This window comes from Streptomyces sp. RerS4 (assembly GCF_023515955.1).
Lineage (GTDB): Bacteria > Actinomycetota > Actinomycetes > Streptomycetales > Streptomycetaceae > Streptomyces.
On record NZ_CP097323.1, the window covers coordinates 1 to 15,274 of the forward strand.

Annotated in this window: 15 protein-coding genes; 8 read left to right on the forward strand and 7 right to left on the reverse strand. The window is 72.4% G+C overall.

What is annotated here, in order from left to right:
- Window positions 1-112: 112 nt before the first annotated feature.
- The 4 genes from tap to M4D82_RS32985 all read right to left on the reverse strand — a co-directional run bounded on the left by tap (window position 113) and on the right by M4D82_RS32985 (window position 6,025).
- The gene (gene tap / locus M4D82_RS32970) at window positions 113-2,863 is read right to left on the reverse strand and encodes a telomere-associated protein Tap (RefSeq protein WP_249772474.1); all 2,751 of its coding nucleotides are present in this window, start codon (window positions 2,861-2,863) and stop codon (window positions 113-115) included.
- A 109-nt stretch (window positions 2,864-2,972) separates the two neighbouring features.
- Entirely contained in the window at window positions 2,973-3,869 is an 897-nt protein-coding gene (locus tag M4D82_RS32975) for a ParB/RepB/Spo0J family partition protein (protein ID WP_249772476.1), read from the reverse strand.
- On the reverse strand, window positions 3,866-5,128 hold the full coding sequence (locus M4D82_RS32980; protein ID WP_249772478.1) for a ParA family protein: 1,263 nt from the start codon (window positions 5,126-5,128) through the stop codon (window positions 3,866-3,868). Before M4D82_RS32980 ends, M4D82_RS32975 begins: the two co-directional genes overlap by 4 nt.
- A gap of 204 nt (window positions 5,129-5,332) precedes the next feature.
- Window positions 5,333-6,025 (reverse strand): ScbR family autoregulator-binding transcription factor, encoded by a 693-nt coding sequence (locus M4D82_RS32985; protein ID WP_249772480.1) that lies wholly within the window; start codon window positions 6,023-6,025, stop codon window positions 5,333-5,335.
- 892 nt (window positions 6,026-6,917) lie between these two features.
- On the opposite strand from M4D82_RS32985, the gene M4D82_RS32990 reads away from it, so the two are divergent.
- From M4D82_RS32990 to M4D82_RS33030, 7 genes are all read left to right on the forward strand, one after another.
- Window positions 6,918-7,397, forward strand: a complete 480-nt coding sequence (locus M4D82_RS32990) for a hypothetical protein (protein ID WP_249772482.1) — start codon at window positions 6,918-6,920, stop codon at window positions 7,395-7,397.
- A gap of 151 nt (window positions 7,398-7,548) precedes the next feature.
- The gene (locus M4D82_RS32995; protein ID WP_249772484.1) at window positions 7,549-8,148 is read left to right on the forward strand and encodes a ScbR family autoregulator-binding transcription factor; all 600 of its coding nucleotides are present in this window, start codon (window positions 7,549-7,551) and stop codon (window positions 8,146-8,148) included.
- A gap of 229 nt (window positions 8,149-8,377) precedes the next feature.
- Window positions 8,378-9,277: an AfsR/SARP family transcriptional regulator gene (locus M4D82_RS33000; RefSeq protein WP_249772486.1), complete on the forward strand. Its 900-nt coding sequence runs from the start codon at window positions 8,378-8,380 to the stop codon at window positions 9,275-9,277.
- A 54-nt stretch (window positions 9,278-9,331) separates the two neighbouring features.
- Window positions 9,332-10,093, forward strand: a complete 762-nt coding sequence (locus M4D82_RS34200) for a ScbR family autoregulator-binding transcription factor (RefSeq protein ID WP_283844561.1) — start codon at window positions 9,332-9,334, stop codon at window positions 10,091-10,093.
- Between the two features lie 437 nt (window positions 10,094-10,530).
- Window positions 10,531-11,352, forward strand: coding sequence for an AfsR/SARP family transcriptional regulator (locus M4D82_RS33020; protein WP_249772490.1), 822 nt, complete (start codon window positions 10,531-10,533; stop codon window positions 11,350-11,352).
- 46 nt (window positions 11,353-11,398) lie between these two features.
- On the forward strand, window positions 11,399-12,598 hold the full coding sequence (locus tag M4D82_RS33025) for an epoxide hydrolase family protein (RefSeq protein WP_249772492.1): 1,200 nt from the start codon (window positions 11,399-11,401) through the stop codon (window positions 12,596-12,598).
- A gap of 57 nt (window positions 12,599-12,655) precedes the next feature.
- Window positions 12,656-13,162 (forward strand): DinB family protein, encoded by a 507-nt coding sequence (locus M4D82_RS33030; RefSeq protein ID WP_249772494.1) that lies wholly within the window; start codon window positions 12,656-12,658, stop codon window positions 13,160-13,162.
- Between the two features lie 24 nt (window positions 13,163-13,186).
- On the opposite strand, the gene M4D82_RS33035 is transcribed toward M4D82_RS33030, so the two are convergent.
- Both M4D82_RS33035 and M4D82_RS33040 read right to left on the reverse strand, forming a co-directional pair.
- Entirely contained in the window at window positions 13,187-13,732 is a 546-nt protein-coding gene (locus M4D82_RS33035; RefSeq protein ID WP_249772496.1) for a flavoprotein, read from the reverse strand.
- A gap of 47 nt (window positions 13,733-13,779) precedes the next feature.
- Window positions 13,780-14,283 carry an FBP domain-containing protein gene (locus M4D82_RS33040; RefSeq protein ID WP_249772498.1) on the reverse strand — a complete coding sequence of 168 codons (504 nt, stop codon included), beginning with the start codon at window positions 14,281-14,283 and terminating at the stop codon, window positions 13,780-13,782.
- Window positions 14,284-14,421: 138 nt separating this feature from the next.
- Here M4D82_RS33040 and M4D82_RS33045 point away from each other — a divergent pair, with 138 nt between their 5' ends.
- Window positions 14,422-14,625: a DUF4287 domain-containing protein gene (locus M4D82_RS33045; RefSeq protein WP_249772500.1), complete on the forward strand. Its 204-nt coding sequence runs from the start codon at window positions 14,422-14,424 to the stop codon at window positions 14,623-14,625.
- Window positions 14,626-14,634: 9 nt separating this feature from the next.
- Here the strand turns inward: M4D82_RS33045 and M4D82_RS33050 are convergent, their stop codons facing one another.
- Window positions 14,635-15,141 carry a GNAT family N-acetyltransferase gene (locus tag M4D82_RS33050; protein ID WP_249772502.1) on the reverse strand — a complete coding sequence of 169 codons (507 nt, stop codon included), beginning with the start codon at window positions 15,139-15,141 and terminating at the stop codon, window positions 14,635-14,637.
- Window positions 15,142-15,274 lie beyond the last annotated feature (133 nt).

Genomic DNA, 15,274 nt, shown 5'->3' on the forward strand with positions numbered 1-15,274 from the left:
ACTTGAGCTGCTTCACCAGGAAGCGCATCTGGGCGCCGGCGGACTTCGGGACGGGGCGCGTGAAGTGCTGTTCGTCGGCCCGGGTCAGGCTGTCGGAGATGTCGGGCATGGGTTACTCGCCGTCCGCGGCTGCGTCGTGGCCCTTGATGTGGCGGGCCGGGTTGATGTGTTCGTCGAGGAGTCCCACGGCCCACAGGAGCGGCTGGGTGCCCTCGTGCTTGACCATGCCGGGGCTGACGCCGAGGCGGAAGCCGCCGGGGAGGGGCTTGCCCTCGGGGGTGTGGGGGAGGAAGTCGAGGGGGCTGGGGCCGTCCGAGAGGTAGACCGCGCAGTCCGAGAGGACCGCGATGGGGTGGAGGCCGACGGTGGAGAGCTTGAGCATCTTGCGGTGCATGTTGACCCGGGCCGTGGAGATGACGGCGGCGCGGATGTCGGGGCGCCAGGTGGGGCGTTCGAGGGCGGGCCAAGGTTCGCCCGGACGGTAGCCGGCGCCTTGGGGGCGTTCGCGGAGTTTACCGATGCCGCCCTTGACGGTCGACTTGATGGCGGACAGGACGGCCCTGGCGGTGGCGGCTGTGGGGTCGTCTGTGGGGTGGGTGGCGGATTTGTGCGTCGTCATCGCCTGGAGGAACTCGGCCTCCGTGAGGGTGGGGGTGACGCCCAGGTCCGCCATCGTCGCCATGTAGGCGTCACGGAGGCGGGTGTACCAGGCGTCCAGGTAGGGGCCGTTGTCCGGGCGGATCCAGGCCTCGGTCGGGTGGACGTCGTGGCCGAGCTCCTGGGCGTAGGCGAGGGTCGGGGTGGCGTACCAGGCGGGACCGGTGGGGGGTCGGCCGTGCGGGGTGAAGGGGCTGGGCAGGAGGGGGTCGTGGGGGAGGGCGGAGAGGTCCGCCAGCCAGCAGCCGGGGGTCTTCGGGTCGAAGCGGGGACGCTCGGTGTGGACGGCGGGGCCCAGGCCGACGGGGAGGCGGTTGGCGGCCGCGGCGAAGGCCATGTTCACGTCGATGCCGACGGCGTGGGTGCGGGCGCACTCGGCGTCGGTGAGGAGCTCCGGGTCGCGGATCCAGTCGTAGGCCTCCTCGTCGAGGACCTGGTCGGGGGTGCGCTGGTGGGAGCGGGGGTACAGGGCGGCGACCACCGGGTGCTCGTCGGGGGCTTCCGGGGGAGCGGGGTCGACGGGGTGGGTCAGGGAGCCGGGGACGGGGGCGGACTCCCAGGCGTTCGTCCGGGGGTTGCGGGCGGCGCGGGTGGGCGGACGGAGCGCCGTCATGAGTTCGAGGCCGGTGACGGCGGTGGAGCCGCGGGGGGTGAGGACGCGGGTGGCGTAGGTGGTGAGGATGTCCGCGAGTTCGGGGGCGGGCAGTTCGGCGGTCCCTTCGCCCCAGGCGCGGGGGTCCAGGGCGCCCCAGGGGAGGATCGCGAGCTGGACGCACTGGCGGCCGGTGGTGGGGGTGGCCGGGCGGTAGACGCGGGCCCAGGGGCCGAAGCCGCGGCGGGTGAGTTGCCACTTGGCCTTGGTGAGGAGCTTGAGGGTGGGGTGGTTGTCGGGGAGGCGGAGGGTGCGGCGGTCTTCGAGGGTGAGCGGGAGGCCGAGGGCTTCGGTGGCGGCGGGGGTGAGGACGAGGAGGGGGTCGCCGTCCCTGCCGTTGCGGTGGAGGCGGGGGGCGCGGAGGTCGGCCGTGGGGCCGAGGGCCCAGGTGATGAGGGTGGGGAGGTCGGTGCGGGCCTTGGGGGGGAGGGGGAGGAGGAGGCCGGAGGCGGCGTGGGCGTGGTCCGTGCCGTTCAGGACTACTAGGGGGCCGTTTCCTTCCAGGGGGGTGGGGGTGGGGTGTGCTTGCCGTGGGCGGGGGGTGGGGTGGCCCTGCGGGGCTGTTCCCCTACCCGCCCCTTCCCGAAACTGGGGCTGCGCCCCAGACCCCGGGGGGGTGGATCCCGGGGGGGTGGTGCGGTGCGCGGCGCCTGCGGCGCGCGCGAGGGCGTGCTCGGGTGCCGCCCGTTCCGGGGTGGCGGCGGGGGCTGGGGTCGGGGCGTTAACGGCGTTAACGCCGTTAAGGGTGGGCGGGGCTGCGGGGGGTGTGGGTGCGGCCGGATGTGGGGGCGTGGCGTTAACGGCGTTAACGGCGGGTGGGGCCGGCGGAGCTGCGGGTGCAGCCGGCGCCGAGGGCGCAGCCGGTGCTGGGGGTGTGGGGTTAACGGCGGGCGAGGTTGCCGGGGGTGGTGTTGGGGTTTGGGGGTTAACGGCGTTAACGGTCGGGGGGGATGCCGGGGCCGCGGCAAGCGTGGGGGCGTTAACGGCGTTAACGGCGGGTGGGGCCGGCGGAGCTGCGGGTGCAGCCGGTGCTGGGGGTGTGGGGTTAACGGCGTTAAGGGTTGGGGGGACGGCCCGGGGTGGGGTCGGGGCCGGCGTGGGGGCGTTAACGATGTGCGGGGTGAGGGGTGGAGGGGTAACGGCGTGGGCGGCGCCGGTGCCGCTGGTGGTGGGGGGTGGGGTGTGCGGAGCGTTGGGGGTGGGGGTGACGTCTGACGTCTGGGGGTTAACGGCGTTAACGGGGGGGTCGTTCGGGTGGGGGGTGTTAACGGCGTTAAGGGGGGTGGTGGGGGGGTGGAGGGTGGAGAGGCCTTCCAGGAGGCGGGCGTAGGCGGCGCGTTTGGGGGGGCGGGGGGCGGTGCGGCCGGTTTCCCAGGAGGTGACCGTTTCGCGGCGGACCGAGAGCGCCTTGGCGATCTGGTCCTGGCTGAGGCCGGCGGCCTCGCGCAGGCGCTTGCGTTCGTCCGGGTGCGGGAGCCCGTCCTGCGCGGCTGCTTCTTCGAGCAGGGCGTCGACCGCTGCGAAGAGGGTGCTCTGTTCGTTCTTGTCGCTCATGGGTACCTCCGGGTGCAGCCTATGCGAACCGCACGTTTGAACGCACATGAAACGCACGTGGGGGCGTCGGCGGCGTGGTGCCGTCAGCGCCCCCGGCGTGGGTGTGGCCTCAGATGCGGGTGATCAGGAGTTCGGTGACGGCCTTCAGGTCGTCCGGGGTGAGGTGGGCGGTGAGGGCGTCCGCGATGGTCTCCGGGGAGTCCGTCGAGATGGTGATCCGGGGGGTGGGGGTGGGGGTGGGGGTCGCCTTCGGGGTGGGGGGGTTAACGGCGTTAACGGGGGGGCGGGTGCGTTGGCGTGGGGGGGTGGTGGTCTCGGCCGCGGCTGACTCTTGCTGTTCCTGGGGGAGGCGGCCGATGCGTCGGGCCGGTTCCACCTTGAGTTCGCCCGTCTCCACCTTCTCCTGGAGGCTCGGGGTGAGGTTGAGGAGGGTCAGGCGCTGGGAGACCCAGGCCGCCGTCTTGCCGAGCCGCTTGGCGACCTGGGCCTGGGAGCCGTGGACCTCGACGAGCTCCTGGAGGGCGCGCGCCTGGTCCATGGGGGCCACGTCGACCCGGTGGACGTTGGCGATCAGGGCCGATTCCAGGATGTCGGCGGCCGACGCGGAGAGGGCGTCGTTCACGTGGATCTGGATGGTCTTCAGGCCCGCGAGGTGGGCCGCCGCCAGTCGGCGGTTGCCGTCGATGACCACGTACGGGGCGCGGCCCAGGCCGTCGGTCTGGCCCGGGTGGGCCTCCATGAAGGCCATGCGGGTGGCGACGGCGAGGGGCTGGAGCTGGCCGCGGGCGGTGAGGGACGCCGCCAGTTCGTCGATCTCCGTGAGGTCCTCGCGGAGGTTGAACGGGTTGTGGGCGAGGGCCTCGATGGGGACCTCCGATGGGGGGATCACTCCGGAGGTGGGGGCACCCGTGGCTTCGGCGATGGCCGCGCGGCGGGAGCTGACGCCCACCGGTTGGGCCCTGGCGAAGGATGCCGAGACGCCGAGCTTGTCGGCCTTGCTGCTCATGAGATCTCCCGGGCGAGGGCGCGCAGGGCGACGGCTTGGTCGCCCTTGGGGGCGTAGACGAACAACGGCTGCTTCACGCGGACGGCTTCGCGCTGTTCCTTGAGGTCGGGGACGATGGCCACGACCCGCGGATCCTTTATGTCCAACCAGGCCTGGAGGGAGGACGTCGCGATGTACCCGCGGCGGCCGTCGTAGAGGTTCACGACGAGGCCGAGGTAGTCGATGTCGAGGCTGAGATCGTCGCGCAGATCGTTGATCTGGGAGGTGAGCAGGTCGTAGGCGTCGGCGGAGGAGTCCTCGGCCTGTACGACGATCAGGGCCCCGGAGGCGCCCGGCTGTTCGGCGTCGCGGCGGCGGCCGTAGTAGATGGCGGCGTCCATGCTGAGGCCGAGGCTGGGCGGGCAGTCGATGAGGATGACGTCGTAGTCGGACTCGACGGGCGCGAGGGCGCGTTCGAGGGCGGCCTCGCGGGCGCGGACGGTGGAGAGGCGGACGTCGAGGAGGAAGGCGTCCGTGCAGGCGGGCAGGATGTGCAGGCGGTCGCCGAAGCGCTCGTCCGGGACGGGGACGATCAGGTCGGAGAGGGGGCCCTTCGCCTCGCCGGCCATGTGGCAGGTGAGGCTGTCGCCGCCGATGGGCAGGGGCTGGCCGCCGAGCTGCTTGGTGAGGTGGCCCTGGGGGTCGAAGTCGACGAGCAGGACGCGCATGCCCAGGCCCGGGAGGTCTTCGAGGTCCAGGGGAGTGGTGTGCTCCGGGTGGTGCGGGGCGTTGTCCTCGCCCGGGGAGCGGCGGGCCAGTTGGCGGGCGACGCGGACCGGGTGGAGGGTCGAGGGGTCCTCGGCGAGGGCCTCGGCGGTGCCGGCGGTGATGGCCGTCTTGCCGACTCCGCCCTTCTGGTTGCACACGACGATGCGGCGGACGACGGAGGGCCGCTTGACGGTGGGGGCCGGGTTCATCTCCAGCCAGAGGCGCACCGCTTGGGCGAGACCCTGGATGAGGGAGACGCCGCGGTCCTTGGCGTCGGAGCGGAAGGAATCCCACTGGCCGGCAGGCAGCCACGTCGAGAACGACTCGGCGCCGGAGGTGTCGACGGGGGAGGGTGCGGAGGCGAGGGCGCTCCAGTGGGCGATGCCCTGGTGGACGGCGTCCTGGATGTCGACCCGCAGTTGGGCGGTGCGGACCTTCAATTCCTGGCGGAGCCACGGGGGGAGCTTGGAGACGACCTTCTCTCGGTCGCTCTGGGACGAAGGCGAAGTCATGAGGGGGACTTTACTAACGTTCCGGGGTGCGCGTGGGCGCCACGCTTGAGTTTTGCTAACGAAGTGGGGTGGGGAGGCCGAAAACGCGACAGGGCGGCCTCGCACACGCCGTAGCGAGCACCCCCGTGGTTCGCCACGGCGTGTGCGAGGCCGCCCTGGATACGGCGGACGGACGGGCGTACGTACGTGCGTCCGTCCGTCCCGTCAGGCGACCGGGAGCGGTGTGTTGTTGGCGGTGGCTTCGGTGGCTTCGGTGGTGAGGCCGAGTTCGGCTCGGCAGGCGGGTGAGCCGGCCGGGTCGAAGAGGGGGATGCGGGAGTTCGGGACGATGCCCGGGAGGAGGTACTTCCAGAGGTCGACGATCCGGGTGTGCAGGTCCTCGCGGCCGGTGCGGACGAAGGAGGTGACCTGGAGGCCGGTGAAGGAGCCGACGAGGAAGGTGGAGAGGTCGTACACGTCGATGGACGGGAGCAGGTCTCCGCGTTCCCGCGCCGGCGTCAGGCAGGCGTGACTGGTCTCGATCCACGCGTTGTACGGGGACGGGTCGGGGTTCGTGAACGAGCCGAACTCGATGACCAGGCGGATGCCGGCGCGGACGCGGACGTTGGTGCGCAGTCCGAACGCCATCTGGTGGGTCAGGTCGATGACCGTCTGGAGACCCGGGTCCTCGATGGCGGGGACGTCCTTGGAGATCTGGAACTGTTCGTCGATCAGGGTGCGGGCGAGGGCTTCCTTGGAGGGGAAGTGGAAGTAGAGGGCGCCCTTGGTGACTCCGGCGTGCTTGACGACGTCGCTGAGACTCGTGCCGCCGAAGCCGGAACGGTCGAAGGCGATGGCCGCGCCGTCCAGGATCGCCTGTCGGGTGATCTCGGCCCGTTCCTGTCTGACCCTCGCCACGTGGGTGTCTCCTGATGCCTGTTGGGCCGGTGGTTCGGGCCAATGTAGTGGGACGTGGTCAAAGAAAACCAGTCGACCAGTACTTTTAGAGGAGAGGACGGCGTTAACGGCGTTAACGCCGTTAAGGGGTGGCGGGCGTCCGGGGGTGGGGCGTTAACGGCGTTAACGCCGTTAACGGTGGGCGCCGGTGAAGGCGTCGGCGTTCTCTTCGGTCCACTGGCGGAAGGTGCGGGCCGGGCGGCATGTGTTGCGCCATCTGTCGCTCGGCCTCGGCACGGCTGATGTGCTCGACGGGGACTCGGGGCCGGTCAGCGTGAGCGCGCGGCGGGTGAGGGTGGTGTCGGTGAGGACCGCGACGGCGATGTCGGCGATGTCCTCGGAGTGGATGGGCGCGATGCGGGCGCCGGGGCCAGCCGAGGGCGTTGCCGGCGAAGGCGTCCGGGCGCAGGAACGTGTGGGTGAGGGTGGAGCCGGCGAGGGCGCGTTCGACCCGGAGGCTGTGGGAGGCGAGCGGGCGTGGATGCCGGCGGGGTCCGGGTAGGGGAAGACGTCGCGGACGCCGTGCAGGGCGGGGGCGAAGGTCGCGGGGCGGGCGAGGTCGAGTTCGGTAGTCTCGACGCCGTCGGGGACGATCAGTTCGGCGGGGTGGGCGCCGGCGGCGCGGACGGGTGGCCGAGGTGGTGCAGACGGTGGATGACGGCCTGGGCGACGGTGCCCCGGGCGCCGGTGACGAGGGTGGTCATGAGGGGGCTCCTTGGGGTGGGTGGGCGCTTGTCCGTCGCAACCAGCGCAGGGCCTTCGAGGCCGTCACCGCCGACTGGAGCGAGCGCGACCGGCTGGACTTCGTCCGCCTGATGCTCAAGTACGTCGACTCCCGGAACGCCCTGCGCTGATGGTGCTCCTGCTGCTGGTCCTCGTACCGGCCGCGGTGGTCGGGATGTGCGTCCTCGTCGGGTACGGGCTCACCGGGCTCGGCCGGGCCGCGTTTCGGCGGGGCGGGCCGGAGGGGTGGCTGCGCGGATTCGCGGGGCTGCTCGGAGGGTTCGCGGTCGCCTGCTACGCGTGGGGTCTGCTCCATGTGGTGGGCGCGGTCCTGGGCGCGGAGGACGGCGGCACCTCGTCGTCGCCGCTGATTCCTTGTCGGACACCGGGGCAGGAGGAACGGGCCGCGACCGTCATCGACTACACGGTGGCGTACGTGCCGCTGCGCTTCGTCTGCGAGACGACGGGCGGCGGAAGCTACGCCGCCGAGTCCGTGCCCGCGTACGTGAACCCGGCCGTGTTCGGCCTCGCGGTGGGGGCGGCGGTGTGCCGGGGGGCCGTCGGCGTTCTGGCGGGGCGACGGGACGGGGGCGGAGGGCGCGGGCGTTAACGGCGTTAACGCCGTAGGGGGGGGCGGAGGTCGGGGCTCCGGTGGGAGTCCGGTCGGGCTCCGGTGGGGGCGCCGACTGTGGCCGCGAGGATTCCGTGCCCCTTCCGCGGAACCGGTGGACGCGGTCGACGCGGTGTGTGGAGAGCCCCCCATGGTCAAGCAGGAGCGTGCGGCGCGCACGCGGGAAGCCCTCGTGCGCGCCGCCGCGGCGGTGTTCGTCGAAGAGGGGTACGTCGCCGCCTCGGTCGCCGCGATCAGCCGGCGGGCCGGACTGACCTCGGGCGCGCTGCACTTCCACTTCGAGAGCAAGGCCGCGCTCGCCGCGGCCGTGGAGTACCGCGCGGCGGACGCGGTGCGTCGGCTCACCGAGGGCGGGGACGGCGGCGATCCGTTGCGGACGCTCGTCGAATCGACGTACGCGCTCATGGACCTCTTCACCCGGGACGTCGTGGTGCGGGCCGGCTTCGCGCTGTCCGTGGACGTCGCCTACCGCGGCCATGTCGAACTGCGCGGCCAGTGGGGCCGATGGGTGGGCGAACTGCTCGGCGCAGCGCACCGGGCTGGCCGGCTCGCCGACGGGGTGTGCCCGCAGGACGCGGCGCGGGTGGTCCTGGCCTCGACCGTGGGGCTGGAGGTGTTGGGGGTCGCCGAACCCGACTGGGCCGCGCCGCACACCCTCGCCCGGATCTGGGCGCTGCTGCTGCCCAGGATCGCGTCGGATGGGGAGCTGGAAACAGACCGCTTGGTTTGATCTTGTGTGTGTGGAGGGGTTTGCGGCGCCCGTTGAGGGGTGGTCCAGGGTGTTCGTGCCGCCGTCCGAGTGGCTGTTGTCTTGTGTATAGGCAGGTCAGGCAGGGTTCTTGAGTGGAAGTAGAGTCTGACTGGTCATAAAACAGCGCGGACGGTTTGATATTGACAAACCGTTGGGCCTGTTTTCTACTGACTCTTGCGACTCATCCAAGGACACAGGGGAGTACGACGTGGACATCGATGTACTGGGCGCACTGGCCGTGCGGGAGAACGGGATCTCCATCACGCCGACCGCCCCCAAGCCCCGGCAGGTCCTGGCCCTGTTGGCCCTCCATGCCGACCAGGTCGTGCCGGTCTCGGCACTGATCGAGGAGCTGTGGGGCGGGTTGCCGCCGCGCAGTGCGCGTACGACCCTGCAGACGTACGTACTCCAGCTGCGCGCGCTCATCGCCACCGCCCTGGAAGGCCGGGAAGGCCAGGAGGGCAACGGCAGGGTGCGCACCGCGAAGGAGGTGCTCGTCACGCTGCCCGGGGGCTACCTCCTCAGCAGCGGTGGCGGGAGGAGTGATGTCCGTGAATTCGACCGGCTGGCCGGGATGGGCTACCGGGCGATGGACGCGGGGGACTTCCCGAACGCGGCGCGTCTGTTGCGGGAGGCGTTGGCGTTGTGGTCGGGGCCGGCGTTCGCCGATGTGCAGGGCGGCGTACAGCTGGACATGGAGACGCGCCGTCTGGAGGAGACCCGGCTGTGCGCGCTCGATCAGCGCATCGAGGCCGACCTGCGCCTGGGCCGGCACCGCGAGCTCCTCGCCGAACTGACCGTCCTGGCCAGCCGCTACCGCACCCACGAGAACCTCCACGGCCAGTTCATGCTCGCCCTGCACCGCTCCGGCCGCCGCGGCGAAGCCCTGGACGTGTACCAGCGGCTGCGCGCCACGCTCGTACGGGACCTGGGGCTGGAGCCGTCCGGGGCGCTGCGCCGGTTGCAGCGCTCGATCCTGATGGCCGGCCCGGAGGGTGCCGGAGCCGCGGCCGCCGCGACGGGAGCCGGGGTCGCGGTCGGCGCCGGGGTCGGCGCGGGTGAGGCGGTCGTCGGGGGAGCCAGGGTCGAGCGGCTCGTGCGGGCCTGACCACGGCGCGCGGTGTGGGCGTGGAGAGAGTCGGGGGCGGAAGGAGACGGAGCGGTGCAGGAGAGGTCGGAGCGAACCCGAAGGCGGCTGGTCTTCGCCGGGGCCGAGATGTTCCACCGCAACGGATACGCCAACGCGACGCTCGGCGAGATCGCGGGCGCTGCCGGGGTGACGAAGGGGGCGCTGTACTTCCATTTCGCCTCGAAGGACGAGCTCGCGGACGCCGTGCAACAGCGCGGCTGCCTGCTGCTGCACGACGCCGTGCGCGGGTTGCGGGAGTCCGGTGCCTCGCCCTTGCAGGCGCTGATCGACATGACGCACTGGCTGGCGCGGACGCTGCACGAGGACCCGGCGATCCCGGCGAGCTTTCGGATCACGAAGGAGTGCGCGGGGCAGCAGCCGGCGGTGGTCGACTTCCACGGGACGTGGCTGGCGGCGGTGTGCGGGCTGCTGCGGATGGCGCGGGACACCGGGGAGTTGCCGGTCGGCGGCGGCGGTTGCGTCGACGGTGGCGGTGGCGGTGACGGTGGTTCGGTCGATGGCGGTGCCGTCGAGGGTGCGGCCGACGCCGGCTGGGAGAGCGCCGAGGCCTTGGTGGGCGCGGTCGTCTGCGGCATCGAGGTGCTGGCCGGGACCGGGCTGACGTACTGGGAGTTGCAGCGGAAGGTGGCCGCCCTGTGGGGGCTGCTGCTGCCGAGCCTGGTCGGCGAGGAGCGCGTCGGGGAGTACCGGACCGCCGCGGTGGACGCCCGTGCGGTGGGCGCGCCTGCGGTGGGCGGGGAGCGGCGCTACGAGTTCCTCGGCAGCGGGGTGTAGGACGCCGTGCGGGGCCGCGGGGTGCGGCGGGTGGCGGGTGGCGCGCGTGCGCCGCGTGCAGGGTGCGGGGTACGGCGTGCGGGCACGGGCCACGGGCGCGGCGTGCGGGCACGGGCTCGGGGTGTCGGGCACGGCGTACGGCATACGGGGCTCGGGGCGCGGGCTCGGCGTACGGGTTCGGGTGCGGCGTACGGCGTACGGGCTCGGGCTCGGGCGCGGCGCGGGGTACGGCGTGCGGGCACGGGCCACGGGCGCGGCGTGCGGGCACGGGCTCGGGCGCGGGCGCGGCGTGCGGCGTGCGGGCACGGGGTGCCGGGCTCGGCGTGCGGGCTCGGGCTCGGGGCGTGGTGTACGGCGCGCGGGCGCGGGGTGCTGGGCACGGGCTTGGCAGTGGGGTTGGGCATCGAGGGGAATCGACGGGAAGCGGAGGAGACACCGTGAGGATTCAGGTTCTGGGTCCGTTGAGTGCCGAGGTGGACGGTCGCTCGATCGTGCCGACGGCGGGCAAGCCGCGGCAGATCCTGGCTCTGCTCGCACTGCACCCGGGGCGGGTGGTCCCGGTGCCCACCCTCATGGAGGAGATCTGGGGGACCGACCTGCCCCACAGCGCGCACACCACCCTGCAGACGTACATCCTCCAGCTGCGCCGCCGGCTCGGCACGGCCATGGGACCGGGCAGCCCGCAGGCCGCGAAGGAGGTGCTCGCGACCCGGCACGGCGGATACCTGTTGCAGGTGCTGCCCGAGGCCGTCGACGTCAACCGGTACCAGACCCTCGTGACCCGGGGCCAGAGCGCCTTCGAGGAGGGCGACGACCAGGCCGCGGCGGGTTTGCTGCGGGAGGCGCTCGCGCTGTGGCAGGGGCGCGCGCTGGTCGACGTACGGGTCGGGCCGATCCTGGAGATCGAGGTCATGCGGCTGGAGGAGAGCCGGCTGGGCACGGTGGAACGGCGCATCGACGTGGACCTGCGGCTGGGTCGGCACAGTGAACTGCTGGCAGAGCTCACGGAGTTGACGGCTCGTCATCGGCAGCACGAGGGGCTGCACTCCCAGCTGATGGTGGCGCTGTACCGGTCCGGCCGGCAGGCGGGCGCGCTCGACGTCTACCGGCGGCTGCGCAACCGGCTGATCGGCGAGCTGGGTGTCGAGCCGTCGCCCCAGTTGCGGCGGCTGCATCAGGCGATGCTGACGGTGGACCCGGCCCTGGACGTCGTCGCCGGACCCCGGCGGGGATCCACGTTCGACCTGTACGCGGCCTGAGGCCCCCGCGCGCCCGGCGCGCGAGGGCCGCGGGCATGCTGGGCGGATGGATGATCAACGTGTGGCCGCCGGCCTGGAGCCGTTTCGGATCGACGTGCCGCAGCGCGAGCTCGACGATCTCGACGCGCGGCTGCGGCGCGTGCGCTGGCCCGACGGGCTCGACGGCGTCGGCTGGTCGTACGGGATCCCGCTCGCCGAGATGCGCGAACTCGTACGCCACTGGCGCGAGGAGTACGACTGGCGGGCCGCCGAGGCCCGGCTGAACCGCTGGCCGCAGTACACCACCGTCATCGACGGGGCGCGGGTCCACTTCGCGTACCTGCGCTCGCCCGAGCCGGATGCCACGCCGCTGCTGATGACGCACGGCTGGCCGGGGTCGTTCGTGGAGTTCCAGCGGGTCGCCGGCCCGCTGACGGACCCCCGCGCCCACGGCGGTGATCCCGCCGACGCCTTCCACCTGGTGCTGCCGAGCATCCCCGGCTTCACCCTGTCCGGGCCGACGACCGAGCCCGGCTGGGAGTTCAAGCGGGTCGCCCGCGCGTTCGGCGTGCTGATGGAGCGGCTCGGGCACGCCTCGTACGGGGTCCAGGGCGGCGACTGGGGCGCGGCGATCTCGCGCGAGCTGGGCCGGCTGCGGCCGGGCAACGTGATCGGCGTCCACCTGAACCTGTTGCCCGGGGGCGGGGCGACGGCCGAGCCCCGGGAAGCCGAACTGGCCGCGCTGAGCCCCGCCGAGCGGGAGCGCACGCGCGCGTCCTGGGAGCGGTATCGCGTCTGGGCGCGCGAGCGGCAGGGCTACGCCGACATCCAGGCGACCCGGCCGCAGACCCTCGCGTACGGGTTGAACGATTCGCCGGTCGGGCTGCTCGCGTGGATCGGGGAGAAGTTCGCCGAGTGGAGCGATCCGCGGTGCCCGATCGACCGGGAGCAGATGCTGACGAACGTGATGCTGTACTGGCTGACGGGGACGGTGGGATCGGCGGCCCGGATCTACTACGAGCGCGCGCACGCCGACTACCACGGGCAGCCGCCCGAGGTGTCGACCACCCCGACGGCGCTCGCCGATTTCCCCCGGGACAACTTCATCCCGCTGCGGCACGTGGCCGCGCGGACCGACGCGATCGTGCGCTGGACCTCGTACGACCGGGGCGGGCACTTCCCCGCCATGGAGGTGCCGGAGCTGCTGGTGGGAGACGTACGGGCCTTCTTTCGGGAGCTGAGGGGCGTGTCGGGCGGGCGCGGGTGAACGCCGGCAGGTGAAAAGCGCCGGCCCCGGCGGTGGTGGGCCGGTGATCATGGGGCGATGGAATCGATACGACGCACCGCGCCCGTCCTCGTCGGCGACGAACGGGCCGTCCTCACCAGCCTCCTGGACCGGCAACGCGACACCCTGCGGATGAAGTGCGCCGGGCTGACGGCCGAGGAACTGCGGCGCGCGGCCACCCCGCCGTCCGGGCTGACCCTGCTCGGGTTGGTCCGGCACCTGGCCGAGGTCGAGCGGGGCTGGTTCCGCAACGTCCTGGGCGGCGAGGACGTCCGGGGACACTTCCCGAAGAACGAGGCCGGGGAGTGGACGGAGTTCCACGTCGAGGACGCGGACCCGGACGAGGCCTTCGCCCTCTGGGCCGACAGCTGCGCGCGCTCGCGGGCGATCGTCGAGGCCGCCGAGTCCCTCGACGTCCAGGGCTCCTCCGGGGACGAGCGCTACTCCCTGCGCTACGTACTGGCCCACATGATCGAGGAATACGCCCGCCACAACGGGCACGCCGACCTGTTGCGCGAGGCGATCGACGGGGCGACGGGCGAGTGAGGGGCGCGTGAGGGGCGGGGGCGCTCAGGTCTGAGGGACGGCCGTACGGTCCACCGCGTTCAGGGCGAGCTGCCAGGGGAAGTGCGCCGGGGTGTCCGGGCCGGCCGGGCCGGGGACGAAGCCGCCCTCGCCGTAGAGGAGTTCGGCGCCGGCGCCGCGCAGGACCGTCAGGGATTGCTCGAACTGCGGGTGCGCGGCGAGCGCGGCGTTCGTGCACGGCATCGCGACCACCGGGGTGCCCTTGCCGAGGGCCTCGGCGGCCACGCCGACGGTGAAGCGGTCGGTGAGGCCGAGCGCCCAGGCGTTGACGGTGTTGAAGGTGGCCGGGGCGAAGAGCAGCGCGTCCGCGGCCGGCCACACGTCGGGCTCACCGGGCATCTTGTACTGCCACCGCACCGGGTTGCCGGTGAGGGCGGCGAGCCCGTCGAGGCTCCCCGAGACCCACTGCGCCGCCGTCGGGGTCAGGCCGAGGCAGACGTCCCAGCCGCGCGACTGGGCGTCCTCGATCACGTGGGCCACGTCGAAGACGGGCGGGGCGGCGGAGCAGAACAGGTAGAGAGTCCTCGTCATACCGCCATGTGATCATATTGCTTGACCTGAAGTGGGCCTGAAGCCGGTCAGACCGTGGTGATCTTCGCCGCGAAGGAGTCCAGGTTGTCCCACATGCGTGCGAGGCGCTCGTCCAGGGTGAGGGACTCCTCGTAGCGGGCGGTGCGCAGCTTGGGCTGCCGCTTGCCGCGCACGTAGAGGGAGCAGGCGAGGTCGGCGCAGATGTACGTGCCGACCGTGTTGCCCTCGCGGCCGCGCACGCCCGCCAGGGGCGCGGCGAGCAGGGTGACGCCGGAGGAGGCGTGCCCGGTCAGGCAGATCTGGCACAGGCTGGACTTCACCGCGCTGGTGCGGCCGACGGCGGGGACGCGCAGCGAGATGCCGAGGGGGCCGTCGGGGCGGGGCAGGACGAGGTGGGCCCGCAGCGGGGCGCCGGGATCGACCCAGCCCAGGAAGTCGAGGTCCGGCCAGGGCAGTTCGGCGAAGTCGAGCGGCAGTCGCAGGCGGGCCGCCTCGCCCTTGGTGCAGTTCACGAAGGATGAGCGGATCTGTTTCTCGTTGAGCGGTTCCACGGGAGTCGACCCTAATGCCGGTTCCGGCGGTGCGCACCCGGGATCTATCGCGGCGGGAGCGATGAGTTTCGGGTGGGGGGCCGGTCTACATGAGCGAGACGCGGCCACCGAGGCGGCGTCCACGGACAGGAGCGCGACATGAGCGAGCCGGTGAAGGGCCCCGCGAGCTACTTCCCTTCCATCGAGAAGAAGTACGGCCGTCCGATCGCGGAGTGGCAGGACCTGATCCGTGCCTCCGCGCTGGGCCGGCACATGGAGCTGGTCGCCTGGCTCAAGACCGAGCACGGCCTCGGGCACGGCCACGCCAACGCGCTGGTCAAACACACGCTGTCGGAGGGGTAGCGGCGCGCGCTAATCGAGGTCGAGGTCGCGGTCGAGGTCGCCGTCGTCGAGGTCGAGGACGGCGACGCGCTGGTCGCCGCTGAGTTCGTCGGTGAGGCGGAAGCCCAGCCCGAGGTAGAAGGGTTCGGGGGTGCCCTCGCCCGGGTGGAAGGTGACGTAGGCCTTCGTCGTGCCGCGCCGGCGCAGTTCGTCCAGGACGCCCCGTACGGCGAACCGGCCGTAGCCCTTTCCCTGGTGGTCGGCGGAGATGGTGAGGCGCCACAGGCCGGAGCGGCGGCCTTCCGGGTCGACGGCCGGGTTCCAGACGATGTCGAGGAAGGCCATGACGAAGCCGACCACCTCGTCGCCGTCCACGACGGCGCGTGGCCAGGCGGTCGCGCCGTGGGCGTAGGCCTCGGCGAGCGACTTCACGACGGGCGATACGAGGTGCTCCTGATGCGGGTGTGTCCGCAGGGCGCACAGCGCGTCGACGTTCTCCGGGGTCACCGGGACCAGACGGGGGGTTGAGTCGATCATGGCCTCAGCCTAGGTCGTGTCTTGTGGGTCAGGCCGGATCAGGGGGCGCCGCGAGCCCGGCATGATCCACAAGACACGGCCTAGAGGATGGGTCGGTCGGTCCTGGGGTACGAACGGGCCGTCCGGTATATTT

Bases quoted from the DNA above. Each gene is read 5' to 3' on its own strand.
- tap (WP_249772474.1), bottom strand. From the start codon at position 2,863: ATGAGCGACAAGAACGAACAGAGCACCCTCTTCGCAGCGGTCGACGCC.
- M4D82_RS32975 (WP_249772476.1), bottom strand. From the start codon at position 3,869: ATGAGCAGCAAGGCCGACAAGCTCGGCGTCTCGGCATCCTTCGCCAGG.
- M4D82_RS32980 (WP_249772478.1), bottom strand. From the start codon at position 5,128: ATGACTTCGCCTTCGTCCCAGAGCGACCGAGAGAAGGTCGTCTCCAAG.
- M4D82_RS32990 (WP_249772482.1), top strand. From the start codon at position 6,918: ATGGTGCTCCTGCTGCTGGTCCTCGTACCGGCCGCGGTGGTCGGGATG.
- M4D82_RS32995 (WP_249772484.1), top strand. From the start codon at position 7,549: ATGGTCAAGCAGGAGCGTGCGGCGCGCACGCGGGAAGCCCTCGTGCGC.
- M4D82_RS33025 (WP_249772492.1), top strand. From the start codon at position 11,399: ATGGATGATCAACGTGTGGCCGCCGGCCTGGAGCCGTTTCGGATCGAC.
- M4D82_RS33030 (WP_249772494.1), top strand. From the start codon at position 12,656: ATGGAATCGATACGACGCACCGCGCCCGTCCTCGTCGGCGACGAACGG.
- M4D82_RS33035 (WP_249772496.1), bottom strand. From the start codon at position 13,732: ATGACGAGGACTCTCTACCTGTTCTGCTCCGCCGCCCCGCCCGTCTTC.
- M4D82_RS33045 (WP_249772500.1), top strand. From the start codon at position 14,422: ATGAGCGAGCCGGTGAAGGGCCCCGCGAGCTACTTCCCTTCCATCGAG.
- M4D82_RS33050 (WP_249772502.1), bottom strand. From the start codon at position 15,141: ATGATCGACTCAACCCCCCGTCTGGTCCCGGTGACCCCGGAGAACGTC.